Annotated in this window: 28 protein-coding genes and 1 pseudogene; 21 read left to right on the top strand and 8 right to left on the bottom strand. The window is 63.2% G+C overall.

What is annotated here, in order from left to right; translation table 11 throughout:
- The first annotated feature begins 8 nt into the window (after positions 1–8).
- From DM373_RS04285 to recX, 15 genes and pseudogenes are all read left to right on the top strand, one after another.
- The gene (locus DM373_RS04285) at positions 9–374 is read left to right on the top strand and encodes a phage tail assembly chaperone (protein WP_110992382.1); all 366 of its coding nucleotides are present in this window, start codon (positions 9–11) and stop codon (positions 372–374) included.
- Positions 371–1,288 (top strand): phage tail protein, encoded by a 918-nt coding sequence (locus tag DM373_RS04280; RefSeq protein ID WP_110992381.1) that lies wholly within the window; start codon positions 371–373, stop codon positions 1,286–1,288. The genes DM373_RS04285 and DM373_RS04280 overlap by 4 nt, the downstream gene beginning before the upstream one ends.
- 302 nt (positions 1,289–1,590) lie before the next feature.
- Positions 1,591–2,757, top strand: a complete 1,167-nt coding sequence (locus DM373_RS04275; RefSeq protein ID WP_110992380.1) for a phage tail sheath subtilisin-like domain-containing protein — start codon at positions 1,591–1,593, stop codon at positions 2,755–2,757.
- A 13-nt stretch (positions 2,758–2,770) separates the two neighbouring features.
- Positions 2,771–3,280 carry a phage major tail tube protein gene (locus tag DM373_RS04270; RefSeq protein WP_110992379.1) on the top strand — a complete coding sequence of 170 codons (510 nt, stop codon included), beginning with the start codon at positions 2,771–2,773 and terminating at the stop codon, positions 3,278–3,280.
- A gap of 12 nt (positions 3,281–3,292) precedes the next feature.
- Entirely contained in the window at positions 3,293–3,595 is a 303-nt protein-coding gene (locus DM373_RS04265; protein ID WP_110992378.1) for a phage tail assembly protein, read from the top strand.
- Positions 3,596–3,720: 125 nt separating this feature from the next.
- Entirely contained in the window at positions 3,721–5,310 is a 1,590-nt protein-coding gene (locus tag DM373_RS04260; protein WP_110992377.1) for a hypothetical protein, read from the top strand.
- Positions 5,311–5,320: 10 nt separating this feature from the next.
- Positions 5,321–6,166, top strand: a complete 846-nt coding sequence (locus DM373_RS04255; protein WP_110992376.1) for a phage tail protein — start codon at positions 5,321–5,323, stop codon at positions 6,164–6,166.
- Positions 6,141–6,347 (top strand): tail protein X, encoded by a 207-nt coding sequence (locus DM373_RS04250; protein WP_110992375.1) that lies wholly within the window; start codon positions 6,141–6,143, stop codon positions 6,345–6,347. Before DM373_RS04255 ends, DM373_RS04250 begins: the two co-directional genes overlap by 26 nt.
- Before the next feature lie 51 nt (positions 6,348–6,398).
- Positions 6,399–7,445, top strand: a complete 1,047-nt coding sequence (locus DM373_RS04245) for a phage late control D family protein (RefSeq protein WP_110992374.1) — start codon at positions 6,399–6,401, stop codon at positions 7,443–7,445.
- A gap of 113 nt (positions 7,446–7,558) precedes the next feature.
- Positions 7,559–7,726, top strand: a pseudogene (locus DM373_RS29155) (zinc finger domain-containing protein); the annotation flags it as partial.
- Between the two features lie 28 nt (positions 7,727–7,754).
- Positions 7,755–8,306 carry a glycoside hydrolase family 19 protein gene (locus tag DM373_RS04235; protein ID WP_110992372.1) on the top strand — a complete coding sequence of 184 codons (552 nt, stop codon included), beginning with the start codon at positions 7,755–7,757 and terminating at the stop codon, positions 8,304–8,306.
- Positions 8,303–8,800, top strand: a complete 498-nt coding sequence (locus DM373_RS04230) for a lysis system spanin subunit (protein ID WP_167409796.1) — start codon at positions 8,303–8,305, stop codon at positions 8,798–8,800. The genes DM373_RS04235 and DM373_RS04230 overlap by 4 nt, the downstream gene beginning before the upstream one ends.
- 48 nt (positions 8,801–8,848) lie before the next feature.
- On the top strand, positions 8,849–9,331 hold the full coding sequence (locus tag DM373_RS04225) for a CinA family protein (protein ID WP_110992370.1): 483 nt from the start codon (positions 8,849–8,851) through the stop codon (positions 9,329–9,331).
- 104 nt (positions 9,332–9,435) lie between these two features.
- A complete protein-coding gene (gene recA / locus DM373_RS04220) occupies positions 9,436–10,503 on the top strand; it encodes a recombinase RecA (RefSeq protein WP_110992369.1) in 1,068 nt (355 codons plus the stop codon).
- An 8-nt stretch (positions 10,504–10,511) separates the two neighbouring features.
- A complete protein-coding gene (gene recX / locus DM373_RS04215; protein ID WP_110992368.1) occupies positions 10,512–10,979 on the top strand; it encodes a recombination regulator RecX in 468 nt (155 codons plus the stop codon).
- Between the two features lie 224 nt (positions 10,980–11,203).
- Here recX and DM373_RS04210 read toward each other — a convergent pair whose 3' ends face one another.
- Complete coding sequence (locus tag DM373_RS04210) at positions 11,204–12,322, bottom strand: LOG family protein (RefSeq protein ID WP_110992367.1); 1,119 nt, start codon at positions 12,320–12,322, stop codon at positions 11,204–11,206.
- Between the two features lie 305 nt (positions 12,323–12,627).
- On the opposite strand from DM373_RS04210, the gene DM373_RS04205 reads away from it, so the two are divergent.
- Positions 12,628–12,828, top strand: a complete 201-nt coding sequence (locus DM373_RS04205; RefSeq protein WP_110992366.1) for a hypothetical protein — start codon at positions 12,628–12,630, stop codon at positions 12,826–12,828.
- 1 nt (position 12,829) lies between these two features.
- On the opposite strand, the gene DM373_RS04200 is transcribed toward DM373_RS04205, so the two are convergent.
- Positions 12,830–13,252, bottom strand: coding sequence for a quorum-sensing-regulated virulence factor family protein (locus DM373_RS04200; protein WP_110992365.1), 423 nt, complete (start codon positions 13,250–13,252; stop codon positions 12,830–12,832).
- Between the two features lie 213 nt (positions 13,253–13,465).
- On the opposite strand from DM373_RS04200, the gene DM373_RS04195 reads away from it, so the two are divergent.
- The 3 genes from DM373_RS04195 to DM373_RS04185 all read left to right on the top strand — a co-directional run bounded on the left by DM373_RS04195 (position 13,466) and on the right by DM373_RS04185 (position 15,523).
- The gene (locus DM373_RS04195; RefSeq protein WP_110992364.1) at positions 13,466–14,176 is read left to right on the top strand and encodes a tRNA-uridine aminocarboxypropyltransferase; all 711 of its coding nucleotides are present in this window, start codon (positions 13,466–13,468) and stop codon (positions 14,174–14,176) included.
- 255 nt (positions 14,177–14,431) lie between these two features.
- Positions 14,432–15,082 carry a response regulator transcription factor ErdR gene (gene erdR, locus DM373_RS04190; RefSeq protein ID WP_110992363.1) on the top strand — a complete coding sequence of 217 codons (651 nt, stop codon included), beginning with the start codon at positions 14,432–14,434 and terminating at the stop codon, positions 15,080–15,082.
- A gap of 75 nt (positions 15,083–15,157) precedes the next feature.
- On the top strand, positions 15,158–15,523 hold the full coding sequence (locus tag DM373_RS04185; protein ID WP_011535182.1) for a diacylglycerol kinase: 366 nt from the start codon (positions 15,158–15,160) through the stop codon (positions 15,521–15,523).
- A gap of 3 nt (positions 15,524–15,526) precedes the next feature.
- Here the strand turns inward: DM373_RS04185 and finR are convergent, their stop codons facing one another.
- A complete protein-coding gene (finR, locus tag DM373_RS04180) occupies positions 15,527–16,453 on the bottom strand; it encodes a LysR family transcriptional regulator FinR (protein WP_110992362.1) in 927 nt (308 codons plus the stop codon).
- A gap of 120 nt (positions 16,454–16,573) precedes the next feature.
- Here finR and fpr point away from each other — a divergent pair, with 120 nt between their 5' ends.
- Positions 16,574–17,353, top strand: coding sequence for a ferredoxin-NADP reductase (gene fpr / locus DM373_RS04175; RefSeq protein ID WP_110738446.1), 780 nt, complete (start codon positions 16,574–16,576; stop codon positions 17,351–17,353).
- 75 nt (positions 17,354–17,428) lie between these two features.
- Here the strand turns inward: fpr and tsaA are convergent, their stop codons facing one another.
- The 5 genes from tsaA to rimO form a co-directional block, all read right to left on the bottom strand.
- Positions 17,429–18,124 carry a tRNA (N6-threonylcarbamoyladenosine(37)-N6)-methyltransferase TrmO gene (gene tsaA / locus DM373_RS04170; protein WP_110992361.1) on the bottom strand — a complete coding sequence of 232 codons (696 nt, stop codon included), beginning with the start codon at positions 18,122–18,124 and terminating at the stop codon, positions 17,429–17,431.
- A complete protein-coding gene (locus tag DM373_RS04165) occupies positions 18,124–18,585 on the bottom strand; it encodes a YehS family protein (RefSeq protein WP_110992360.1) in 462 nt (153 codons plus the stop codon). The genes tsaA and DM373_RS04165 overlap by 1 nt, the downstream gene beginning before the upstream one ends.
- Before the next feature lie 48 nt (positions 18,586–18,633).
- Positions 18,634–19,344 carry an rRNA pseudouridine synthase gene (locus tag DM373_RS04160; protein ID WP_110992359.1) on the bottom strand — a complete coding sequence of 237 codons (711 nt, stop codon included), beginning with the start codon at positions 19,342–19,344 and terminating at the stop codon, positions 18,634–18,636.
- 120 nt (positions 19,345–19,464) lie between these two features.
- Positions 19,465–19,920: a GNAT family N-acetyltransferase gene (locus tag DM373_RS04155; protein WP_110992358.1), complete on the bottom strand. Its 456-nt coding sequence runs from the start codon at positions 19,918–19,920 to the stop codon at positions 19,465–19,467.
- A 94-nt stretch (positions 19,921–20,014) separates the two neighbouring features.
- On the bottom strand, positions 20,015–21,346 hold the full coding sequence (gene rimO / locus DM373_RS04150) for a 30S ribosomal protein S12 methylthiotransferase RimO (protein WP_110992357.1): 1,332 nt from the start codon (positions 21,344–21,346) through the stop codon (positions 20,015–20,017).
- 235 nt (positions 21,347–21,581) lie between these two features.
- On the opposite strand from rimO, the gene DM373_RS04145 reads away from it, so the two are divergent.
- Entirely contained in the window at positions 21,582–23,492 is a 1,911-nt protein-coding gene (locus tag DM373_RS04145; RefSeq protein WP_110992356.1) for a potassium transporter Kup, read from the top strand.
- The last annotated feature ends 1 nt before the right edge of the window (position 23,493 follow it).

Raw genomic sequence — 23,493 nt, 5'->3', positions numbered from 1 at the left:
GAGTAGTTATGCCCTTTGTTAAGCGCAATGAAGATGGCGGGATCACTGGCCAGTTCGCCAATCGGCAACTCGGCTACGCCGAGGAATGGGTTGAGGATGATAGCCCCGAATTATCGCAAGTCGGTTTGGCACAGTTAGCTATCGCCGAGCGTGTCTGGCGCAACGCCGAGCTGGCCAAACTGGCCTGGTTGCGTGATCGCCACCGTGACCAGCAGGAGATCGGTGGTGAAACTTCTTTGACGACTGAGCGGTTCAGCGAGCTGTTGGTTTTCATGCAACAGCTCCGCGACTGGCCTCAGTCAAACGCCTTCCCGGATTCGTCGGCCCGCCCTCTACCGCCGGTATTTCTTGAAAAAATGAGGATTGAGCAATGAGCCGTGCCGATGACCTGGCAGAACTTGAGCGCGGCCTGCTTGCAGTGCGCGGGTTGAACAACACCCCGATCACCGCGAGCAAGGTACTTTCATCCCATGAAACCGGTGTGCTGCTGGTAGATGCCTCGGCAGGTGCCGTGACCATCACCTTGCCGCCGGCCAACAGGCCCATGGATGTGCGCGTACAGCGCATTGATAACAGCGATAACCGCCTGACGGTACAGGCCGCCAGCGACGAAACGGTCAAGTTTCACACCCGCTTGCGTGCGGCAGGTTATGCATTCTTCGTCTTGATGGGCGCTGGCGATTTCTGGCATTTGCGTAGCGATGGCGCCGGTGCATGGCTGCCTCTGGACCGTCTGGACGGCACGGCCCTGGGCCGACCGATTTTCGAGACGACTACTGCATTAAGCCCGGGTGGTTGGGGGGTACCCAACGGTTCACTGCTGAACCGCGCCGAGTGGCCTTGGCTGTGGGACCATGCCCAGCAGTCCGGCTTGATCGTGACCGAGGCCCAGCGTGGCGGCATGGAGGGTGCTTGGACTCGCGGCGACGAGGCAGCCACGTTCCGGGTGCCTGATTTGCGTGGCGAATTCCTGCGCGGGCTGGATGAGGGACGAGGGTTGGATCCGGAGCGGATGGCGGGCTCGCGTCAGGTGGGCAGCTTGCAGATTCTGGACAGTACTGTGACCACCTTGAGTGTCACCGGTTTGTATAACCCTTCAGCGCCTGAAAGCGGTGCACCATCGCGTGTCGGGCTTGATCCCGTCGTGGCAGCGGACTATGGGGCGGCAGCTTCGCTGGTTGCGGTGGCGGCTTCGGGCGCTGTGAGCACTGCCACGAGCCAACCCAACGGTTTCGGGGTGACGCGCCCGCGAAACATTGCGTATCCCGTTCGAATCAAGTTGATCTGATGGAGGGTGGCTGCATCGCTGTCCGGTTCAACAATTGGTTCCCCCTCAGCGGCGCACAAACGCATACCGTGATGCCGGGCCTGATGCCGGGTAGTCGGCCAACGCACTGTTCGGCATACAGGCTTGATCTGCAAGGTGTGCAGGTTGATTCGTCCTGCAACTTAGTGGCCATGCCTCACCTTTAGTTACCAATCGACATTCATGAAGCCCCGCATCGCCGGGGCTTTTTTTCACCCGTAAACAACCTCTCAAGGCCCTGCACCCGCAGGGCCTTTTCATACCCGAACCTGGAGTAAACCTGTATGAGTGGATTCTTCCACGGCGTCACCGTGACCAACGTCGACACCGGCGCGCGCAGCATCGCGCTGCCGTCTTCCTCGATCATCGGCCTGGTCGATACCTTCACCGAAGGCCCGGACGTCACCGCCAAGGCCAACGACCTGGTGCTGATCACCAGCGAGCGCGACGCGGTTGCGGCGTTCGGCCTGAATGCGCCGATCACCAAGGCCTGCCGCGCCATCTACAGCCGTGCCAAGGCGGTCATCGTCGCCTGCGGCGTGGCCAAGGTCGAGGATGCCGCCGAGCAGACCTCGGCGATCATCGGCAATGTGCTGGCCGACGGCAAACGTACCGGCCTGCAAGCGCTGCTCGACGGCAAAAGCCGCTTCAACGCCCAGCCGCGCCTGCTGGTTGCGCCGAAACACAGCGCCACCCAGGCCGTCGGCACCGCGCTGGTGGCCCTGGCCGACAAGCTGCGCGCCATTGCTATCATCGACGGCCCCAACAGCACCGATGAGGCGGCCATCGCCTACGCCAAGAACTTCGGCGCCAAGCGCGCCTTCCTGGTCGACCCGGGCGTGCGCTACTGGGACAACGACGCAGAAGCCACTGTCGACGCACCCGGCTCGGCCTGGGTCGCCGGCCTGTTCGCCTGGACCGACCGTGAATACGGCTTCTGGGCTTCGCCGTCGAACAAAGAGTTCGTCGGCATCACCGGCACCACCCGCGCGGTGGAGTTCCTCGATGGCGACGACAGCTGCCGCGCCAACCTGCTGAACAACGCCAACATCGCCACCATCATCCGTGACGACGGCTTCCGCCTGTGGGGCAACCGCACCCTGTCCAGCGACCCGAAGTGGGCCTTCGTCACCCGGGTACGGACCATGGACATCGTCATGGACGCGATCCTCTACGGCCACAAGTGGGCCGTCGACCGCTCCATCACCGCCACCTACGTCAAGGACGTCACCGAAGGCCTGCAGGCCTTCATGCGCGACCTGAAGAACCAAGGCGCGATCATCAACTTCGAGGTCTACGCCGACCCGCAGTTGAACACCGCCAGCCAGCTCGAGCAGGGCAAGGTGTACTGGAACATCCGTTTCACCGACGTGCCGCCTGCCGAAAACCCCAATTTCCGCGTTGAAGTCACCAACCAGTGGCTGACCGAAGTCCTCGATTCCGCCGCTTAAGGAGCGCATTTACATGGCAATGATTCCCGAAACCCTGGCCAACCTGAACCTGTTCGTCGATGGCGTCAGCTTCCAGGGCGATGTACCCAGCCTGACCCTGCCCAAGCTCACCCTGAAGATGGAGGAGTACCGCCCTGGCGGCATGGACATGGCGGTCGAGATGGACCAGGGCATGGAGAAACAGGAAGCGGCCTTCACCACCACCGGTGTGCGCCGCGAGTCGCTGAAGTTCTTCGGCCTGGCCGACGGCAACGGCTTCAACGGCACCTTCCGCGGCGCCTTCAAGGGCCTGAAGGGGCAGATCAACCCGGTGGTGGTCACCCTGCGCGGCACCCTCAAGGAAGTCGACATGGGTGACTGGAAGTCCGGCGACAAGGCCGAGATCAAGCACAGTGTCGGCGTCACCTACTACAAGCTCGAAGTCGACGGTCGCCTGGTCTACGAGATCGACGCTCTGGGCATGAAACGGGTGATCGACGGTGTCGACCAACTGGCCGCCCAGCGCGCCGCCCTTGGCTTGTAAGGAGAACCTGCAATGGCTCAAGCGAAGAAATTGCCGCAATGGATGATGCTCAGCGCCGAGCGGGTGACCGTGCGCCTGTCGCGCCCCAGCGAGGCCAATGGCCTGCAGGTGGACAGCCTGTCGCTGCGGGCGCCGACCGTGCGTGACATCCGTAACGCGCAGCTCGGTGGCGCAGGTGACGACGAGCAGCGTGAGCTGAACCTGTTCGCCTCCCTCGCCGAGGTGGGCGTCAAGGACCTCGAAGGCTTGGCCCTGAAGGACTACAGCCGCCTGCAGAGCGGTTACTTTCGCCTGGTGCAGGACGACGAAGTTTGATCCAACCCGGCAGAAGGCCGCCGCACGGCGGCTGGCCAAGGAGCTGAACTTTTCCGCCAGCGAGATCATGGGCATGTCGTACGGCGACATGCTCTGGTGGCTGGCGGAGTGACAAGGAGGAATGCATGGCGAATACATCGGTATTCACCCTCGGCGTCACCGCCCCTCAGCCGCTGGGCAGCGCCATCGATGCGCTGCGCCAGTCGCTCGAACGGCTGCGCAGGCAGGCTGATGACACCCGGCTCGGGCGCCTGATCGGCGAGGTCATTCGCCTGGGGCTGGAGCTGGGCAAGGTGCGCCAGATGGAAGGGTTGCTGGCTCTGAATCAGGCAGAACAACATGAGGCGCAGATTCTTCGACTGGGCAGGGAGATTGATCAAGTCGAGCGCTTGCGCCTGGGCTATCTGCGTCTAATGCAGGTTGGTGGTTACCTTCCATGGGCCGGTGCTGCTTCTGCACCGCCGGGCCGCGCTGTGCCTGCTGCGGCCGATCCCGGCAAGGACGGTTCAACTAGCGCACAGCGCACGCCCAGAAGCATTCGTGACCGGATGCAAATCGCAGGGGCTATCGGGGCTGCGACAATTGTCGGGGGGCGCCTTGCCTACGAGATGGGCCGGGGTAGGACGCCGAACTCCAGTCGACGGGTTACCAGAGCCGTCAGGAAAACCTGGAAAGCCGGCGCTGGTGAGGCGCGGGACAAGGCTGTCAAGGCGATGCTTACTGGCGAGACTGGCGAGGAAAGGGCCGAAGGTGTCGGTGCGGCGGTTGGCGAGTTGGGCGGCGCTCTGTTGGGGGCAACGCTGGCAAGCCGGCTCAAGAATAGGCGGCTCAAGCGATACCTTCCAAAGCTCGGCGGTATGTTGGGTGAAACCTTTGGACAGAAAGCAGGTGGTGGTCTGTTCGACCTGGTCATGTACGAAGACAAGGTACAGACAAGCGCTTCCACGGTCGACGCGGCTCAAGCCTCGGAGCAGCAGGCTGCAGTTGAGCATGAAGGTGAACTGATGGCGCCAGTGGGTGAGCAGAGGGCCGCGGCTCCTGAGTTGGAGTCAACCTCTGCCAGAGCCCCGGAGGCGGCGACAAGCGCACCTACTGCAGTGACTTCTGCAAGCCCCAGGGCAAGTCCGGCTACGAGCCGAGTACTCAATATTTCAAGGAAGCTGATGAGGCGTGTTCCTGGCATAGCTCTTCTGGATGCCGGCCTTCAGCTCGCTGAAACTTATGGCAGCAATGTCTCCCCGGATAAGAAGCTCGAAAGCTACGGTACTGCCGTTGGTGGTTTGAGCGGAGGGTTGGCCGGTGCTGCCGCAGGTGCTGCTTTCGGTTCGGTGGTGCCGGGGATAGGTACGGTTATCGGTGGGCTGATAGGCGGCGTGCTCGGCAGTGCGGGTGGGGAGATTATCGGTGGCTTGTCAGGCAAGGCTTTGGGCTCGACCGAGCATCTGCCCGATAAACCCGGCTTGGGTGAAGTGGCGCGAGCGCTGCCTGTGACACCCGTGCAACCGATCTCATCGGCACCGGCAGTGCAATCGGCAGCAACGCCCGCTCAGCTTAATCAGCAGTTCACCTTCACCGCCAACATGCCCGTCACGTTCAACAACAGCCTGAACGATCCTTCGGTGATCCAGCAATTGGAGCAGATCGCACGGCGCACCTTGACTGACCTTATGGCCCGGGCCCAGCCCGCGCAGATGGTCGACAGCGCACACGTTTGAGGAGCATTTCATGACCTATCTTGAGCAGCTGCAAGCCACGCTGCACGCCCTGGTCAAGGCGGGAGAGGCAGGGCGTCGGCGTGCCGACGCCATGCTCGACCCAATGAACGAGGCGATCGACCATACTCAAGGTGCGGTCGTCGAGCTGGAAGGGTTGCCGGTGGTCGGTCCGATCATCGGCGCCAAGTTGCAGCGCACGATGCGCGCCATCGAAACCGCCCAGGCACGGGTGGCCAAGGTGGTGGCCAAGTATGACCAGGCCGTGGCCGTGGTCCGCCAGGTGCGTGAGCGCATCGACGGGTTCGCCGGCCATGTGGCCAAGGCCGGCGCGGCCATTCGGCGGATGGTGGGGGAGGTGCGTTCGACCGTCAACGGCGTGCTGTCGACCTTGGGTTTCGCGCCCCAGGTGACACCGGCGGCGGAGGCGATCAAGCCATTCCCCCATCTGCTGGTGCTGCAACCCCTGAAGGCCGGGGCCACACCGTACTACTTCAACCTCGACACTGCGGCCTTCGACCAGTTGCGCCGGCAAACACGCTTTCGTTGGGCCGGGCAGGAACGCCTGAGCCGCGACAGCGCACAGCAGGCGGTCAGCCTGGGCGAAGAAAGCATCAGTATCCGCGGGGCGATCTTCCCCGGTTTCAAGGGCGGCCTTGGTCAGCTGCAGACGCTGCGCAGCATTGGCCGTCAGCTGTTGCCGCTGTCGTTGACCAGTGGTTATGGCGAGGTACTTGGCACCTGGTGCCTGACCAGTATCGAAGAGGAGCAAAGCCAGCTGCAGGCCGGCGGTATTCCACGCAAACAAGGTTTTTCACTGGAGTTCGTGAGCTATGGCCAGGATCTGCATAACGTCTGAAGGCGACCTGCTCGACACCCTCTGCCAGCACTACTACGGGCAGCTCGAAGGGATGGTCGAGGCGGTGCTGGATGCCAACCAGGGGCTCGCGGACGAGGCCCAGCCGTTTCGCGCCGGGGTAAGGATCGTGCTGCTGGAACGGCCTGTGGTGGCGAGCAATACCCTTCAACTGTGGGACTGACAGGGGGCTACGGTGCCGATTGCGCAGCGTAGCCCCCAGGGAGGCAGAATCATGAAACCTGTGTTCAGCATCCAGGCCGATGGCAAGGACATCACCACGCTGATCAACGATCGCCTGTTGCTGATGCGTACCACCGACAAACCGGGCCTTGAATCGGACGAGTTCGAACTGCGTATCGATGCCCGTGACGGCGCCGTTGCGCTGCCGGCCCGGGGGGCGGTGCTCGAGGTGTTGCTCGGCTATGCCGGGCAGCCCCTGAGCCGCCTGGGCCGTTACACCGTCGATGAGGTGGAACTGTCCGGCCCGCCCGATACCCTGGTGATCCGCGGCAAGGCCTGCGACCTGCGCGGCAGTGGCAAGACCATTCGCAGCGGCAGCTGGGAAAATGTGACGCTGCAGCGCATCGTCGCCGAGATCGCTGCCCGCAACGGCTGGCAGGCGGTCTGCCCGGTGACGGTGCAGATACCGCGTGTCGACCAGTACAGCGAGTCGGATTTCAACTTCATCACCCGCCTGGCCCGCCTGCACGATTGCACCGGAAAGCTCGCCAATGGCCAGTTGCTGGTGCTCCCGCGTCAGGGGCGACAGAGCGCCAGCGGCAAGGCGCTGGGGGTGGTCACTATTGCTCGCGAGGAGGTCAGCCAGTGGCAGTTCCGCCTGGCTGACAGGAGCACCCACAAGGCCGTCCGCACCCGTCACCTGGACAGTGCCAGCGGTCGCCTGCAGGCCGTGGAACTGGCCAACGGAGATGCTCCGGATGGCTTGCAGGCGGTGCACACCGACCGCCATCTGTACCCCAACCGGGCCGCAGCCGAACAGGCCGCGAAGGCGCGCCTGGCCAGCTTCAACCGCGATACCGCCAGCGTACGCCTGGACATGCCCGGGCGTACCGACCTGTTCGCCGAACGTGAAATCGAGGCCCGAGGGTTTCTGGCCGGGCTTGACGGGCCGTACCTGATCGAGTCGGTGGAGCAGGTGTTCACCAGCAGCGGTTGGCGCACCACCGTGCAATGCAGCGGTGGCCGGCAGGGCAAGGCCAGGGCCAAGGGCACGGCGCCGCGCCGCGCGACGTCGCTCAAGGCCCAGTGCACAGGGTGAGGGTTTCCCGATGCCCGAGGGGCGGCAGGCTTCCTATAGTCGGCGCAGGCGTGACTTTGAATGCAAGGCCGCCCAAGCCGCCATCAGTGGCCAACCCGCCAGGACCTGCGCCTATGTTCATCGATTTTCGCTGTGGCCAGTGCCGCAAGCTGCTGGCCCGCATCACACCCGCTTCCGAGCTCCAGATCAAATGTGGCCGCTGCCGCACCTTGAATCATGTGAAAGCCATGCGCTTCGAGCCATCGCCCCTGAGCGAATCACCGGCGGCACTGGCCGCCATTCGATCAGACCGCAGTGGAGCCACCATCGATGGTGTTAACCGAACCGCAATTGAAAGAAATCTATCCAGCAGCCGGCCAGCGGGTCACGGCCTTCCTGCCGGCGCTCAATGAGGCCATGGCCCGTTGGGAAATCGACCATCCAAAGCGTGTCGCCGCGTTTCTTGCCCAGGTCGGCCATGAGTCCGGCCAGCTGCGCTACGTCAAGGAACTGGGGGGCGACCGTTACCTGGCACGCTATGACACCGGCAGCTTGGCCCTGCGCCTGGGCAACACGCCCGAGGCCGATGGCGACGGCCAGCGCTATTGTGGCCGTGGCCTGATCCAGGTGACCGGGCGCAACAACTACCAGGCCTGCAGCCGCGCCTTGTTCGGTGACGAACGCCTGCTGGCGCAGCCGCAGATGCTCGAACAACCACGCTGGGCCTGCGAATCGGCGGCCTGGTTCTGGCACTCGCGGGGGCTGAACGCGCTGGCCGACCAAGGTGAGTTCAATCGCATCACCCGCCACATCAATGGTGGCCTCAATGGCCTTTCCGACCGCCTGCTGCTGTGGCAGCGGGCCCGTGAGGTGCTGTGTTGAGCCGCTGGCAGCTCGGGCTTTGCGCGCTGCTCCTGCTGTTGGGGGCGGCGCTGGCCTGGCAACTGCAGGCCTGGCGCTATGGGCGGTTACTGGCCCAGCAGGAGCAGCAGCTGGTGCAGCAACGGCTGGATCAGGCCGAGGCGCTGCATGGCCTGCTGCTCGCCGAGCGTGAACAGCGCCAGGGGGTGGAGCAACGGCTGCACGAGAGTGAATCGAGACATTTCCAGGAGCTTACCGATGCGCAACAGACTCAGGCTCGCCTGCGTGACCGCCTTGCTACTGCCGATCTGCGCCTGTCGGTCCTGGTCGAGCGCGGCGCCGGCTGTGGCGCAGTGCCTGCCGCCACCGCCGCCAGCGGCCTGGATCATGGCCCCGTACGCGCCCGACTTGACCCAGCGCATGCTCGACGAATTATCGCCATCACCGACAGCGGCGACCGCGGACTGATCGCCCTGCGTGCCTGCCAGGACCATGTTCGTGCCCTGTCGCGGTGAGCCCTTGCCGGGTGTTAGGGTAGGGCGCCATTCATTCAGGAGCCCGTCATGGACCCGATCACCGCGCTTTCCACCCGCCTGGGCGAGCACATGCGACGCTTCAATGCCCAGGTGACCACCGCCGAATCCTGCACCGGGGGTGGCATTGCCGAAGCCATTACCCGTATCCCCGGCAGCTCGGCCTGGTTCGAGGCAGGTTACGTCACCTATTCCAATGCCCAGAAGACCCGCCAGTTGGGCGTTCCGCAAGCGTTGTTCACCGAGGTGGGCGCGGTCAGCCAGGAGGTGGTCGAGGCGATGGCGCGCGGGGCCCAGCAGGCCAGCGGCGCACGCTTTGCCGTGGCGGTCAGTGGTGTGGCCGGGCCTGATGGTGGCTCGCCGGCCAAACCGGTGGGCACGGTGTGGCTGGCTTGGGCCGATGGAGCCCATGTCCGCAGCGAACGGCGCCACTTCGACGGGGACCGCGAAGCGGTGCGCCGACAGACGGTAATCGCCGCGTTAGACGGCTTGTTACAGCTTGGCGCGGAGTAAATCGCCAAGCGGGGGTTTGCGGAAACGAATCCCTGTGGAATAATACTGGCTACTTATACAGTTATTCCGGCCGTCAGGGCCAAGTCGAACACGTGAGGATTTCAATGGACGACAACAAGAAGCGCGCCTTGGCTGCGGCCCTGGGTCAGATCGAACGCCAATTCGGCAAGGGCGCCGTCATGCGCATGGGCGACCATGAGCGCCAAGGCATCCCTTCCATCTCCACCGGCTCCCTGGGCCTGGATATCGCCCTTGGCATCGGCGGCCTGCCCAAGGGCCGTATCGTCGAAATCTACGGTCCGGAATCCTCCGGTAAAACCACGCTGACCTTGTCGGTCATCGCTGAAGCCCAGAAGAACGGCGCCACCTGCGCCTTCGTCGACGCCGAACACGCCCTCGACCCGGAATACGCTGGCAAGCTCGGCGTCAACGTTGACGACCTGCTGGTTTCGCAGCCGGACACCGGCGAACAGGCTCTGGAAATCACCGACATGCTGGTGCGCTCCAACGCGGTCGACGTGATCATCGTCGACTCCGTGGCTGCACTGGTACCCAAGGCCGAGATCGAAGGCGAGATGGGCGACATGCACGTCGGCCTGCAGGCGCGTCTGATGTCCCAGGCGCTGCGCAAGATCACCGGTAACATCAAGAACGCCAACTGCCTGGTGATCTTCATCAACCAGATCCGTATGAAGATCGGCGTGATGTTCGGTAGCCCGGAAACCACCACCGGCGGTAACGCCCTGAAGTTCTATGCTTCGGTACGCCTGGACATTCGCCGTACCGGCGCGGTCAAGGAAGGCGACGAGGTGGTGGGTAGCGAAACCCGCGTCAAGATCGTCAAGAACAAGGTCTCGCCGCCGTTCCGTCAAGCCGAATTCCAGATTCTCTACGGCAAGGGTATCTACCGTAACGGCGAGGTCATCGACCTGGGCGTTGCTCACGGCTTCGTGGAGAAGGCAGGTGCCTGGTACAGCTACCAGGGCAACAAGATCGGCCAGGGCAAGGCTAATGCCGCCAAGTACCTGCAAGAGAACCCGGCAATCGGTGCAGAGATCGAGAAGCAGATCCGCGAGAAGCTGCTCACTGCTGGCGCCGTCGCTGCTGCTGGCAAGGCCGCTGCCGTCGAGGCTGATGCCGACGACATGGCCGACGCCGACGCCGGTTATTGATCTGCCCCATGTCCGCCGTACTCGACACCCCGGTCGCCGTGCGGCGGACAGCCATGGACCTGCTTGCACGCCGCGAGCATGGTCGCGTGGAGTTGACGCGCAAATTGCGTCAGCGCGGCGCAACGGATGAGCTGATCGAGCCCGCGCTCGATCGGCTTGCCGAAGAAGGGCTGCTCAGTGAGGCCCGCTACCTCGAAAGTTTTATCCGCTACCGATCCAGTGCTGGCTATGGCCCCGCGCGTATTCGCGAGGAGCTGGGGCAGCGTGGGCTTGCCCGCAGTGACATTGACCAGGCCTTGCGTGAAAGCGAGGTGGACTGGGCGGCGCAGTTGCAGGATGTCTGGCAGCGCAAGTTCGCCGGTCAGCGCCCACATGACCCACGCAGCCGTGGGCAGCAAACACGCTTTCTCGCTTACCGTGGTTTTTCCATGGAGATGATCGGGCGGCTGCTCAGCGGTCGGGATCTCGACGACTAGGGTTTGTACGAAAAGTCGCCGAGCGGCGATCAGGCAAGGCGAAAACAGGCGAGGAACGGCCGGGGTCGCGCTCGACTTTGCTGGTTGCAAATGAGCATTCCGACCGGGCTGGCGCACCAGCCTGTTTTCAACGCAGCATGATCGTCGCGCAGGCACTTTTCGTACAAAGCCTACTGATGCCCTGCATGGCCACCCGAAGCGGGGCCATGCAGGGCATTTTGCGTTCAGCTCACCTTCAAGGCTTCTCGCGCCCGCTGGGTGGTGTGCATCGGCTGTGGCTTGGCCCAGTTTTCCGGCATGTTGATAAAGTCCACCAGCTCACGCAGGCGCCCCTGGTCTCGGCCATTGAACGCGAATGTCAGGCGTGTCAGGTGGCTGAAATTCCCCTCCTCATGTTCGGCGCCACTGTCCGGTTGCTGGTGATAACGGCCACTCAAGCGCAAGTCGGCGAAGCCTTCCTCGACGTCATGCAACGCCGCTTCGCTGAGCGGATGGTGCATGCGGATGACGAACTGGTTCTTCAGCCAGCGACTGGAGTGGTAGTTGCTGTAGAACTGGTTGATCTCATCCACTGCCTCGTCGGCACTGTGCACCAGGCGCACCAGCTTGAGGTCGCTGGGCAGGATGTAGCGGTTCTCTTCCAGCTGGCGGCTGATGAAATCGAGGCAGTCGCGCCAGAAGCTGCCGCCGGGCGAATCCAGCAGCACCACAGGCACCAGCGGGCTTTTGCCGGTCTGGATCAGGGTCAATACTTCCAGGGCTTCGTCGAGGGTGCCGAAACCACCGGGGCATAGCACCAGCGCGTCGGCTTCCTTGACGAAGAACAGCTTGCGAATGAAGAAGAAGTGGAACGGCAGTAGTTTATCGGTGCCATCGACCGTGGGGTTGGCATGCTGCTCGAAGGGCAGGGTGATGTTGAAACCCAGGCTGTGGTCGGCGCCGGCGCCTTCGTGGGCAGCGGCCATGATGCCGCCCCCGGCACCGGTGATGACCATCAGGTCGGAGCGTGCCAGCGTCGCACCCAGTTCCCTGGCCAGGGCGTACATCGGGTGTTCCAGCGGGGTGCGCGCCGAGCCGAAGACTGTCACCTTGCGCCGTCCCTTGTAGCGTTCGAGGCTGCGGAACGACTGGTCGAGCTCACGCAGGGCCTGCAATGTGATCTTGGCGTTCCAGCGGTTGCGGTCGTCATGAGCCATGCGCAGGATGGTCAGCATCATGTCGCGGTACAGCGGCAGGTTGGGGCTGTTCGGGGCGACCAACTGCAGTTGCTGGTCGATGTTGCCCAGGTCGATACCCTGGTCTCTGAAATGGTTGAACAGAAGCTCATTCGGTTGGTAAGGCATTCAACGTCTCCTTCTGCAGCAAAACCTCTGACCGGGTCGATGGTGTGTCCCGGCCGCGGCACTGCGTGTGCCGCTGGCTGCTATGGCTCGAGTGTGCACCCCGAGCATTGCAGTAGGCCTTCAAGGCCATGATGCAGTGGCAATTCCATCTTGTTGTCGTTGTTGTGGGGCTCGTTATCAATCTAGACGCTGGCGCGCCATTGCGCCGCTTGCCCTGCAAGCGGGCCGCCGGTCAGATCAGGCCCTGCCTTCACGGGACTTTGGTTTACTGGAGGGGTGTTAAAGCGCGCGCGGGAGGTGGCGGTATGCATCGACTGGTGATCGAGGTGGATGGGCAACTGTTTCAGTTGCTGGCGCGCGAGGCGCAGGCCCATCACCTGAGCATTGAAGGTGAATGCCTGCGTCGCCTGCAAGGTGCAGAACGGCAATCACGGTATCTACAGGCCTTGCTGGCCGAATTGCGCGCCGAGGAAGAGCAACGGCGCGCCAGCGATCAGGTGGTCTGAATCACTTCTTCTTGTTGCCGGCCACGCAGCTGGCGGCATCGAAGGCCTGATCCATGATGGGCTGGTTGGTCTTGTAGACGGTGAAGCGATAGACCAGCACTGCGCCCTTGGACATCAGCTGGCGGTAGCCGGTATTGCGGCAAACGCTGTCACCCAGCTGGCTGCGTACCTGCTGCGGGTTGGCGCGCATGCGTTCGGCATGGCTTTCTCGCACGCTGAGGTGGTTGACCAGCGCCTTGCCTTTTTCGACGGTGTAGCCTTGGTCGAGGATGTCTTCGTTGATGGCGCGTGGGGTGCCGACGCTGCTTTCCTTGGCGACCTTCTCCAGCGTCTGTTTCAGCTCGTATTCCTGCTTGGAGGCGGCCTGGGCGGCCAGGGGCAGGGCGAGCAGCAGGCTCAGGGTCGGGGCAATTAGACGCAGCATGGATCTCTCCTGGTTCGATGACTGGCGCTTTGACCTGCGCCGGCAGGCGGCGTTCCCTGAAACTCGGTGTTTCCGGCCGCCACAACCGGCGATTATAAAGGAGCCGCAGGCGGGGCTGCACGGCAAATGACGCTGCCTCTGGTAGACTGGCGCCTTGTCATCCGTAGAGTCGTTTTTTGTGTTCGTCCCTTCTCAACGCCAAGGCCTGCAGCCATGAGCCATGCGGTAGCGCGGCTGCGCGCCGAGCGCCTGGCCCGCAGCATCAAACCTTTCGTCGCCCGCGGCTCGCGTGCCGAACGCTGCCCGCAGTGCCGGGTCATCGCCACGCATTGCCTGTGTGCCTGGAAGCCCAGGGTGCAGGCCGAGTCCGGCATGTGCCTGCTGATGCATGACACCGAGCCACTCAAACCTACCAATACTGGCTGGCTGATCGCCGACCTGATCGAGGACACCTCGGCCTTCGGCTGGCTGCGCACGTCGGTGGACGAGGGTTTGCTGGCGCTGCTGGAACATCCGCAATGGCAGCCCTATATCGTCTTCCCCGGTGAGTTCGTCGCCCAGGAGCGGGTGGTCGGCGAGGTCGTCTGCGCACCGGGCAAGCGCCCGCTGTTCATCCTGCTGGATGCCACCTGGACCGAAGCGCGCAAGATGTTCCGCAAGAGCCCGTACCTCGACAAATTCCCGGTACTGAGCCTGCAGGCCGAACAGATGTCGCGCTATCGCCTGCGTCGTTCCAAGCGCGACGACCATTTCTGCACGGCGGAAGTGGCGGCCATGTGCCTGGACCTGGCCGGCGACAGCCAGGCTTCGCAGGCCCTGGATGCCTATCTGGATGTGTTCAGCCTGCATTACCTCAGTGGCAAGCGGCGCCTGCCGCTCGATGAGCAGGATGAGGTACACCAGCGTTTGCATACCTTCCTATAGTCCAAGGGGCGGGCGCTGCGGATTGGTTCATACTGACGGAGCTGGCAGCCAGGGAGGTGGGTACGACCGGGCAATTGGCTTGACCACTCGGTGCGTGCTCGTCATCCTTGGCGCCGATTCGGGCACGACGAAGCTGCTGTTACCCCGGACTTCGCCGTGCCGTCCCGGCCGGCGGCCCTGCCGTTCGCGCCTTGAGTTGCCTGCCAGGCGTATCCCGTATCCCCTCGCCTGGCACAGAACAGGATCCATAGATCGATGGCCACATACGAAATCCTGATTGCCGATGACCACCCGTTGTTTCGCAGCGCACTGCGCCAGGCCGTTACCCTCGGCCTCGGGCCGGACGTGCGGCTGGTTGAAGTGGCGAGCATCGCCGAGCTGGAAGCCAGCCTGACGGAAAAGTCCGATTGGGACCTTGTCCTGCTGGACTTGAACATGCCCGGTGCCTATGGCTTCTCCGGCCTGGTCCTGTTGCGTGGGCAGTACCCGCAAATCCCGGTGGTGATGGTGTCGGCGCAGGAAGAAGCGGCGGTCGTGGTGAAATCCCGTGAATTCGGTGCCAGTGGTTTCATCCCCAAGTCCAGCGAGCTGAGCAAGATCCAGGAAGCGGTACGCAACGTGCTCGATGGCGATGTCTGGTGGCCACCCCAGGCATTCGAGAAGGTCGATGTATCGGCTGAGGCCAAGGCCGCCAGCGAGGGCCTCGCAAGCCTCACACCCCAGCAGTTCCGGGTGCTGACCATGGTCTGCGAAGGCTTGCTGAACAAACAGATCGCCTATGAGCTGAGTGTGTCGGAAGCGACCATCAAGGCCCATGTGACTGCAATCTTCCGCAAGCTCGGGGTGCGCACGCGCACGCAGGCCGCGTTGCTGTTGCAACAACTTGAATCGGTTTCGACCAGCTAAGTCCCTGCGCCTTCACGCTTTTTTGACCAGCGTCGGATTAGCCTGCCAGGCTTTCATCGATGAAGTGAGTGACACATGTCGCCATTCAAGGGCCAGACCGGCCTCAAACGGATTTTCAATGCTGCCGGCTACTCGCTGGACGGCCTGCGCACCGCCTTCAAGGGCGAAGCCGCTTTCCGCCAACTGGTGTTGCTCAATGTGCTGCTGATCCCGACGGCTTTCTGGCTGCCGGTGAGCCGTGTCGAGCGGGCGATCCTGATTGCCGTGTGCCTGCTGGGGTTGATCGTCGAACTGCTCAACTCGGCGGTGGAGGCGGCCATCGATCGTATTTCGCTGGAGCGCCATCCACTGTCGAAAAACGCCAAGGACATGGGCAGCGCCGCGCAACTGGTGGCGATGTCCATGGTGGCGGTGGTGTGGGGCGTGATCCTGCTGGGCTGACCTTCAGGCGATCGGCGGCAGGACGATTTCGTCGCTGCGCTGCACGCCTGCGGTGAAGCTGCGGCACAGTTCGAGGAACTCGCGCATGGCCGAGGTCTGGTACTTCTGCTTGTGCCAGATGAAATAGAACTGCCGCGCCAGGTCCAGGGCCGGGGTTTCCACCGGTACCAGGCTGCCGCGGCGGAAGGCGTCGCGCAGGGCCAGGCGCGAGATGCAGCCGATCCCCAGGCCTGATTCCACCGCGCGCTTGATCGCTTCGGTGTGTTCCAGCTCAAGGCGAATATTGAGGTTGGCGCGGTGGTGGCGCATGGCCTGGTCGAAGGTCAGGCGCGTGCCAGAGCCCTGTTCACGCAAAATCCAGGCCTCATGGGAGAGCTGCTCGATGCTGGCGTGGCCGACTTTGGCCAGCGGGTGCTGTGGGGCGCAGAACACCACCAGTTCATCTTCCACCCAGGGCTGTACTTCCAGGTCAGGGTGGTTGCAATCACCTTCGATTAGACCCAGGTCAATTTCATAGTGGGCGACCTGTTGCACGATATGCGCAGTGTTCTGCACGTGCAGTTTGACCTGGCTCTCCGGGTGCACCTGCATGAAACTGCCGATCAGCAGGGTGGCCAGGTAGTTGCCGATGGTCAGGGTGGCTCCGACCGCCAACGAGCCGAAGCCGGACTTGCCATTGAGCAGGTCCTCGATCTCTTTGGCCTGGTCGAGTAGGGCCACTGCCTGGGGCAGTAACTGATGGCCCAAGGCGTTGAGGCTCAGGCGCTTGCCGGCGCGGTCGAACAGTTGGCAACTGGATTGGCGCTCCAGTTCGGTGATCGAGGTGCTGGCGGCTGACTGCGACAAGGCCAGCACGCCCGCGGCCCGGGACACGCTCTGGTGCTGGGCGACGGCGACGAAGACCTGAAGTTGACGAAGTGTAAATCGCATATCTATATAACCGATAACACATATCTTGATAATTCAGTTAACAGATATTGTCGCTGCCCCTAAACTATCGCGCAACTGTGCGCCTTGTGCGCGCTGCGTTTTTCTTCAGGAGCCCCATCGATGAGCAACATGAACCACGAACGTGTCCTCAGTGTTCACCACTGGAACGACACCCTGTTCAGCTTCAAGTGCACCCGCGATCCGGGCCTGCGCTTCGAGAACGGTCAGTTCGTGATGATCGGCCTGCAGCAGGAAAGCGGCCGCCCGCTCATGCGCGCCTACTCCATCGCGTCGCCGAACTGGGAAGAGCACCTGGAATTCTTCAGCATCAAGGTGCCGGATGGTCCGTTGACCTCGCAGCTGCAACACCTGAAGGAAGGCGACGAGATCATCATCAGCAAGAAGCCTACCGGCACGCTGGTGCTTGACGACCTGAACCCGGGCAAGCACCTGTACCTGCTGAGCACCGGCACTGGCCTGGCGCCCTTCATGAGCGTCATCCAGGACCCCGAGACCTACGAGCGTTTCGAGAAGGTGATCCTGGTCCACGGCGTGCGCTACGTGAACGAAGTCGCCTACCGCGAGTTCATCACCGAGCACCTGCCGCAGAACGAGTTCTTCGGCGAGTCCGTACGCGACAAGCTGATCTACTATCCGACCGTGACCCGCGAGCCGTTCGAGAACCAGGGCCGTCTGACCGATCTGATGCGCAGCGGCAAGCTGTTCAGCGATATCGGCCTGCCACCGATCAACCCGCAGGATGACCGCGCGATGATCTGCGGCAGCCCGAGCATGCTCGACGAGACCAGCGAAGTGCTGGACAGCTTCGGCCTGAAGATCTCGGCGCGCATGCGCGAGCCAGGTGATTACCTGATCGAGCGCGCCTTCGTCGAGAAGTAAGGCGAGCGCGGTAAACGAAAAAACGCAGGCCTTGGCCTGCGTTTTTTTATGCCTGGATTCAGCAAAGCCGAAGGCTCATGAATCCCGCACGACCTCCAGCACCCGGATCCGATCAGGCTGAGGATAGTGCCAGCGCACCTGCACATCCCAGAACTTCACCCCGTAAACCCGCTCGACGGGCGGTACCTGATAGGCGGGCCGCGGGTCCTGTGCCAAACACTGTTCGATCAACGCCACCAGTGGCTCGTCCAGGCGCAGTGCATGTTCGCGAGCCTGGGGCAGGGCGCTTTCACTCCACTGTACGGCGATGGGCGCGGGTGCCGCGCCAGCCATCTGGTTGGTCGCCTCCAGGATGCTATCGGCATAGGGCACGTAGGGTTTGATATCCAGCACCGGCGTGCCGTCGAGCAGATCGATGCCTGAAAGCAGCAGGCGCCCAGGCTCGACGCCTTCCAGGCGCACCACCGACTGACCGATGCCGTTGGGGCGATGGGTGGCGCGGGTGGCGAACACGCCCATGCTCTTGTTGCCACCCAGGCGCGGCGGGCGCACCTTCAGGCGTGGCTTGTCTTCCAGCGCTTCGTGGAACAGGAACAACAGCCAAACGTGGCTGACCTGCTCCAACCCCTCTACTGCGTCGCCCTGGTCGAACGGCGGCAGCAGTTCGAGCACGCCCCGCGCTGCTGGCGCCAGTTGTGGCTGGCGCGGGATGGCGAACTTCTCCTTGAAGCAGGAGCGGACGATGCCGACCGGCGAGACAATGTGTTGCATCAGCCACGCACGCGCTGAGTGAGGCCCTTGAGGAAGTTGCGCAGCAGCTGGTCGCCGCAAGGGCGGTAGTTGTCATGGCCGACCTTGCGGAACAGCGCGCTCAGTTCGGGCTTGGACACCGGGAAGTTGACCGCCTTGAGCACCGCGTGCAGGTCGTCTTCCTTCAGCTCGAAGGCCACTCGCAGCTTCTTGAGAATGGTGTTGTTGGTCACCGGCAGCTCGACAGGCTGTGGCGGGCGGCTGTCGTCGCGGCCGCGGCGATGGATCACCAGGCCGTCGAGAAAATAGGCCATGACCTTGTCCGGGCATTGTACGAAGCCGGGCTCTTCTTCTTTCTTCACATAGCCTGCAATCGCCTCTGCGTTTACCTGCAGGCCGGCCAGGCCGATGATTTCGGCCATTTTCTGGTCGTTGGCTTTGATCATGTAGCGCAGGCTACGCATGACGTCGTTGTGGTTCATTGGAGCAAATCCTGTTCAAGTGCCGCACCTGTCCGCGCGGCAGTAATGCTAGAAACGTTCGGTGGCGGCGACATAGCGCCATTGCCCCGCTGGCAGCTTGCCCATCGACACGCCGCCCAGGCGGATGCGGCGCATGCCCAGCACCTTCAGGCCAGCGGTTTCGCACAGCGCCTCAATTTGCCCGCGTTGCGGGTTCTTCAGCACCATGCGCAGATGCTGTTCGTTCTGCCAGCTGGCCTTGGCCTTGGGCAGCTCCACGCCCTTGCGCTCCACGCCGCGGGCCAGGCGTTCCAGCGCACCGGGTTTGGCCTCGCCGCTGACCTGGACGATGTATTCCTGCTCGAGGCGTCGCAGGTCGGCGTCGACCTTGCGGCTGACGCGCCAGTCCTGGGTGAACACTTGCAGGCCGCTGGCGCCCGGCAGCAGTGGGGCGATGCAGTCCTGGCGGGTGAAGTGGCCGTGCAGCGGGCGCAGGCCTTCGCGGTGGGCTTCGCTGAGGGTGGCCATGGACATGCCTGCCTGGGCGATTGTCACGTTCTGGCCGGCTTGCTGATTGAGCAGCAAGGTCACAGGCTCCAGGGTTTCGGCGCGGGCGCCAGGCAGCAGTTCCACGCGCTGGTCGAGGATCTTGAATTGCGGCTGTTCGACCACTTCGCCATCGACCGTGACCCAGCCTCCTTCGATGTACAGTTCGGCCTCTCGGCGCGAGCAGCCAAGCTGTTCGATGAGGCGTTTGGACAGGCGGATAGGCTCGGACATGGACAATGAGTTCGCAGGGCAGGGAAAGCGCTCATTGTACCTGCCCCGCCAGGTTTGGGGCTGCAAATTGGTGTCATTTGCGCCATTTCGGCAAACAACCGCTACCTCGTAGGCCGCGCTTCACGGCGTTCGGCCCCGTTGCATGTGCAGCAGTGGGTAAGGCTGCCCCAGGCCGTCCGTTGCCGAGCGGCCAATGATCTCGAAGCCTTCGTGCAAGTAGAAGCCAAGGGCCTGGGGGTTTTGTTCGTTGACATCCAGGCGTTCGGCATTCAGTTCTGCCACTGCGTGACGCAGCAAGCGTTGGCCGACGCCCCGGCCGAAATGTTCGGGAGCGACGAACAGCAGGTCGACGCGACCATTGGCCACGCCAGCAAAGCCAAGGATGCGCCGGTCGCGGTCCTTGCAGCAGACCAGCATCACGGCATCCAGGTACTGGGACAGCACATGCTCACGCAACAGATGGATGTAGGCGTCGGGGAGGAAATCATGGGTAGCCCGTACCGAAGCCTCCCAGATCCGCACCAGTTCCGGGTAGTCGGCATAGCGGGGTGTGTGCAGGGTCAGCGTCGGTTTCATCCTCGGCGGCTCCGGTGTGCGTTGGCCTCTGCACAAACATAGATGCAAAAAAATACCCCGCCAGTGGGCGGGGTATTTTCAGTGCGGCGGGCTGTCAGACTGGCTCTGCCCACATGTCGTATTCATCGGCATCGACGATGCGGCAACGCACTTTGTCGCCTGGCTTGAAGCCGTGGTCGCCATCGATGAACACGCTGCCGTCGATTTCCGGCGCGTCGAAGAAGCTACGGCCTACCGAACCCTGCTCTTCGACTTCGTCGATCAGCACTTCGATTTCCTTGCCGATGCGCAGTTGCAGGCGGGCGGTGCTGATGGCCTGCTGGTGGGCCATGAAGCGGTCCCAACGTTCCTGCTTGACGTCATCCGGTACCTCGTCCAGGCCCAGGTCGTTGGCCGGGGCGCCTTCTACCGGCGAATACTGGAAGCAGCCGACGCGGTCGAGCTGGGCTTCGGTCAGCCAGTCCAGCAGGTACTGGAAGTCTTCCTCGGTCTCGCCTGGGAAACCGACGATGAAGGTCGAACGGATCACCAGCTCGGGGCACTGTTCGCGCCAGTTCTTGATACGGGCCAGGGTGCGGTCTTCGAAGGCCGGGCGCTTCATCGCCTTGAGCACTTTGGGGCTGGCGTGCTGGAACGGGATGTCCAGGTACGGCAGGATCTTGCCGGCGGCCATCAGCGGGATCACGTCGTCCACGTTCGGGTACGGGTAGACGTAGTGCAGGCGCACCCAGGCGCCCAGGCTGCTCAGCGCTTCGCACAGCTCGAGCATGCGGGTCTTGACCGGGCGGCCGTTCCAGAAGTCGGTCTTGTACTTGACGTCGACGCCGTAGGCGCTGGTGTCCTGGGAAATCACCAGGATTTCCTTGACGCCGGCCTTGACCAGGCGCTCGGCCTCGCTCAGCACTTCACCGACCGGGCGGCTGACCAGCTTGCCGCGCATCGACGGAATGATGCAGAAGCTGCAGCTGTGGTTGCAGCCTTCGGAAATCTTCAGGTAGGCGTAGTGGCGCGGCGTCAGCTTCACGCCTTGAGGCGGCACCAGGTCGATCAGCGGGTTGTGGTCCTGGCGTGGCGGTACCACTTCGTGAACGGCGTTGACCACCTGCTCGTACTGCTGGGGGCCGGTGACCGACAGCACGCTCGGGTGCACGTCACGGATGCTGCCCTCTTCGACGCCCATGCAGCCGGTGACGATGACCTTGCCGTTTTCCTTGATGGCTTCGCCGATCACTTCCAGCGACTCGGCCTTGGCGCTGTCGATGAAGCCGCAGGTGTTGACCACCACCACGTCGGCGTCCTCGTAGGTCGGCACGACTTCATAGCCTTCCATGCGCAGCTGGGTCAGGATGCGCTCGGAATCGACCAGGGCCTTGGGGCAACCCAGGGAAACGAAGCCGACCTTAGGGGTGGCGGGAGTGGTGGACATGGCTAACCTCGGTATTGAATACAGGTCGCCCGGCCGGTAACGGGGGCGATCCTGGCGGGCGCTTTTCGCGCCTCTGATCAAAAAGTGCGCAATTCTAGCGAGCGCAAGGTCGCTTGACCAGCAGAAATACGACGAACGCTGCGCTATGCTTCGCGCCGTTGCGCGGGGGCCTGCGGGATGCCCCGACGCGGATGGGAATTCAATCGGTCTAACAGGCCTTCTGCGGGAGTGGTCGATGGTTCAGGCAAGCAGTCACGCCGAGGGCGGGCACGAGGGAAAGCAGGGTGCGACGCGGTCGCTGGGCCTGCTCGTGGCAGCTGTTGGGGTGGTCTATGGCGATATCGGCACCAGCCCGCTGTACACCCTCAAAGAGGTCTTCAGCGGTGGTTATGGCGTACCGGTCAACCACGATGGGGTGCTGGGCATCCTGTCGCTGATCCTCTGGTCGCTGCTGTGGGTGGTGTCGTTCAAGTACGTGATGTTCATCCTGCGCGCCGACAACCAGGGCGAGGGCGGCACCATGGCACTGACCGCGCTGGCACGGCGGGCCACGGCCAGCCATCCCAAGCTGCGCGCGCTGATGGTCATCTGCGGCCTGATCGGCGCCTCGCTGTTCTATGGCGACAGCATGATCACCCCGGCGGTGTCGGTGCTGTCGGCGGTGGAGGGCATGGGCCTGGCGTTCGACGGCATCGATCACTGGGTGGTGCCCATCTCGCTGGTGGTGCTGGTGGGGCTGTTCCTGGTGCAGAAGCACGGCACCGAGACGATCGGCAAGCTGTTCGGCCCGATCATGGTCACCTGGTTCCTGGTGCTGGGGGCACTCGGCGTGCATGGCATCTCGCAGAGCCCGGAAGTGCTCAAGGCCTTCAACCCAGGCTGGGCGTTGAATTTCTTCATCGTTCATCCGGGTATGGGCGTGGCGATCCTCGGCGCCGTGGTGCTGGCGCTGACCGGTGCCGAGGCGCTGTATGCCGACATGGGCCACTTCGGCCGCAAGCCGATCGCCCGTGCCTGGTTCATCCTGGTGCTGCCGGCGCTGGTGCTCAACTACTTTGGCCAGGGGGCGATGCTGCTGCAGAACCCCGAAGCCGCCCGTAACCCCTTCTACCTGCTGGCACCGAGCTGGGCACTGCTGCCGTTGGTGGGCCTGGCTACCATGGCCACGGTGATCGCCTCGCAGGCGGTCATCTCGGGTGCCTTTTCCCTGACCCGCCAAGCCATCCAGCTCGGCTACATCCCGCGCATGCAGATCCAGCACACCTCCAGCGACGAGCAGGGCCAGATCTACATCGGTGCGGTGAACTGGACGCTGATGGTCGGCGTGGTGCTGCTGGTGATCGGCTTCGAGTCGTCCGGCGCCCTGGCTGCGGCCTATGGGGTGGCGGTGACCGGCACCATGTTGATGACCACCATCCTGGTGTCGGCGGTGATGCTGCTGCTGTGGAAGTGGCCACCGGTACTGGCGGTACCGATTCTGTTGGGCTTCCTGTTCGTCGACGGCCTGTTCTTTGCCGCCAACGTGCCCAAGATCGTCCAGGGCGGTGCTTTCCCGGTATTGGCGGGGATCGTGCTGTTCGTGCTGATGAGCACCTGGAAGCGGGGCAAGCAGATCCTGGTCGAGCGCATCGACGAAGGCGCGTTGCCGCTGCCGCTGTTCATCGGCAGCATCCGAGTGCAACCACCGCACCGGGTCGAGGGCACGGCGGTGTTCCTCACCGCGCGATCGGACGCCGTGCCCCACGCGCTGTTGCACAACATGCTGCACAACCAGGTGCTGCACAGCCAGGTGGTGCTGTTGACGGTCGTCAGCGAGGACCGACCGCGGGTCCCGGAGAGCGAACGTTTCGAAGTGGAGGCCTATGGCGACGGGTTCTTCCGGGTGCTGCTGCACTTCGGTTTCATGGATGAGCCCGACGTGCCGGCGGCCTTGAAACTGTGCCATCTGGACCAGCTGGACTTCAGCCCGATGCGCACCACGTATTTCCTAAGCCGCGAGACGGTGATTGCATCGCGGCTGGAGGGCATGTCGCGCTGGCGCAGCAACCTGTTCGCATTCCTGCTCAAGAACGCCAACGGTAACCTGCGCTTCTTCAACCTGCCGTTGAACCGGGTGATCGAGCTGGGAACCCAGGTCGAGATCTAGA

The organism is Pseudomonas sichuanensis (assembly GCF_003231305.1).
GTDB classification, from domain to species: Bacteria; Pseudomonadota; Gammaproteobacteria; order Pseudomonadales; family Pseudomonadaceae; genus Aquipseudomonas; species Aquipseudomonas sichuanensis.
Note: the sequence above shows the minus strand (reverse complement) of the source record. Positions and strands in the feature narration are given on the sequence as shown.

What these genes read in the sequence shown, in the direction of transcription:
- DM373_RS04285 (WP_110992382.1), top strand. Translation starts at nt 9, where the DNA reads ATGCCCTTTGTTAAGCGCAATGAAGATGGCGGGATCACTGGCCAGTTC.
- DM373_RS04280 (WP_110992381.1), top strand. Translation starts at nt 371, where the DNA reads ATGAGCCGTGCCGATGACCTGGCAGAACTTGAGCGCGGCCTGCTTGCA.
- DM373_RS04275 (WP_110992380.1), top strand. Translation starts at nt 1,591, where the DNA reads ATGAGTGGATTCTTCCACGGCGTCACCGTGACCAACGTCGACACCGGC.
- DM373_RS04270 (WP_110992379.1), top strand. Translation starts at nt 2,771, where the DNA reads ATGGCAATGATTCCCGAAACCCTGGCCAACCTGAACCTGTTCGTCGAT.
- DM373_RS04265 (WP_110992378.1), top strand. Translation starts at nt 3,293, where the DNA reads ATGGCTCAAGCGAAGAAATTGCCGCAATGGATGATGCTCAGCGCCGAG.
- DM373_RS04260 (WP_110992377.1), top strand. Translation starts at nt 3,721, where the DNA reads ATGGCGAATACATCGGTATTCACCCTCGGCGTCACCGCCCCTCAGCCG.
- DM373_RS04255 (WP_110992376.1), top strand. Translation starts at nt 5,321, where the DNA reads ATGACCTATCTTGAGCAGCTGCAAGCCACGCTGCACGCCCTGGTCAAG.
- DM373_RS04250 (WP_110992375.1), top strand. Translation starts at nt 6,141, where the DNA reads ATGGCCAGGATCTGCATAACGTCTGAAGGCGACCTGCTCGACACCCTC.
- DM373_RS04245 (WP_110992374.1), top strand. Translation starts at nt 6,399, where the DNA reads ATGAAACCTGTGTTCAGCATCCAGGCCGATGGCAAGGACATCACCACG.
- DM373_RS04235 (WP_110992372.1), top strand. Translation starts at nt 7,755, where the DNA reads ATGGTGTTAACCGAACCGCAATTGAAAGAAATCTATCCAGCAGCCGGC.
- DM373_RS04225 (WP_110992370.1), top strand. Translation starts at nt 8,849, where the DNA reads ATGGACCCGATCACCGCGCTTTCCACCCGCCTGGGCGAGCACATGCGA.
- recA (WP_110992369.1), top strand. Translation starts at nt 9,436, where the DNA reads ATGGACGACAACAAGAAGCGCGCCTTGGCTGCGGCCCTGGGTCAGATC.
- recX (WP_110992368.1), top strand. Translation starts at nt 10,512, where the DNA reads ATGTCCGCCGTACTCGACACCCCGGTCGCCGTGCGGCGGACAGCCATG.
- DM373_RS04210 (WP_110992367.1), bottom strand. Translation starts at nt 12,322, where the DNA reads ATGCCTTACCAACCGAATGAGCTTCTGTTCAACCATTTCAGAGACCAG.
- DM373_RS04205 (WP_110992366.1), top strand. Translation starts at nt 12,628, where the DNA reads ATGCATCGACTGGTGATCGAGGTGGATGGGCAACTGTTTCAGTTGCTG.
- DM373_RS04200 (WP_110992365.1), bottom strand. Translation starts at nt 13,252, where the DNA reads ATGCTGCGTCTAATTGCCCCGACCCTGAGCCTGCTGCTCGCCCTGCCC.
- DM373_RS04195 (WP_110992364.1), top strand. Translation starts at nt 13,466, where the DNA reads ATGAGCCATGCGGTAGCGCGGCTGCGCGCCGAGCGCCTGGCCCGCAGC.
- erdR (WP_110992363.1), top strand. Translation starts at nt 14,432, where the DNA reads ATGGCCACATACGAAATCCTGATTGCCGATGACCACCCGTTGTTTCGC.
- DM373_RS04185 (WP_011535182.1), top strand. Translation starts at nt 15,158, where the DNA reads ATGTCGCCATTCAAGGGCCAGACCGGCCTCAAACGGATTTTCAATGCT.
- finR (WP_110992362.1), bottom strand. Translation starts at nt 16,453, where the DNA reads ATGCGATTTACACTTCGTCAACTTCAGGTCTTCGTCGCCGTCGCCCAG.
- fpr (WP_110738446.1), top strand. Translation starts at nt 16,574, where the DNA reads ATGAGCAACATGAACCACGAACGTGTCCTCAGTGTTCACCACTGGAAC.
- tsaA (WP_110992361.1), bottom strand. Translation starts at nt 18,124, where the DNA reads ATGCAACACATTGTCTCGCCGGTCGGCATCGTCCGCTCCTGCTTCAAG.
- DM373_RS04165 (WP_110992360.1), bottom strand. Translation starts at nt 18,585, where the DNA reads ATGAACCACAACGACGTCATGCGTAGCCTGCGCTACATGATCAAAGCC.
- DM373_RS04160 (WP_110992359.1), bottom strand. Translation starts at nt 19,344, where the DNA reads ATGTCCGAGCCTATCCGCCTGTCCAAACGCCTCATCGAACAGCTTGGC.
- DM373_RS04155 (WP_110992358.1), bottom strand. Translation starts at nt 19,920, where the DNA reads ATGAAACCGACGCTGACCCTGCACACACCCCGCTATGCCGACTACCCG.
- rimO (WP_110992357.1), bottom strand. Translation starts at nt 21,346, where the DNA reads ATGTCCACCACTCCCGCCACCCCTAAGGTCGGCTTCGTTTCCCTGGGT.
- DM373_RS04145 (WP_110992356.1), top strand. Translation starts at nt 21,582, where the DNA reads ATGGTTCAGGCAAGCAGTCACGCCGAGGGCGGGCACGAGGGAAAGCAG.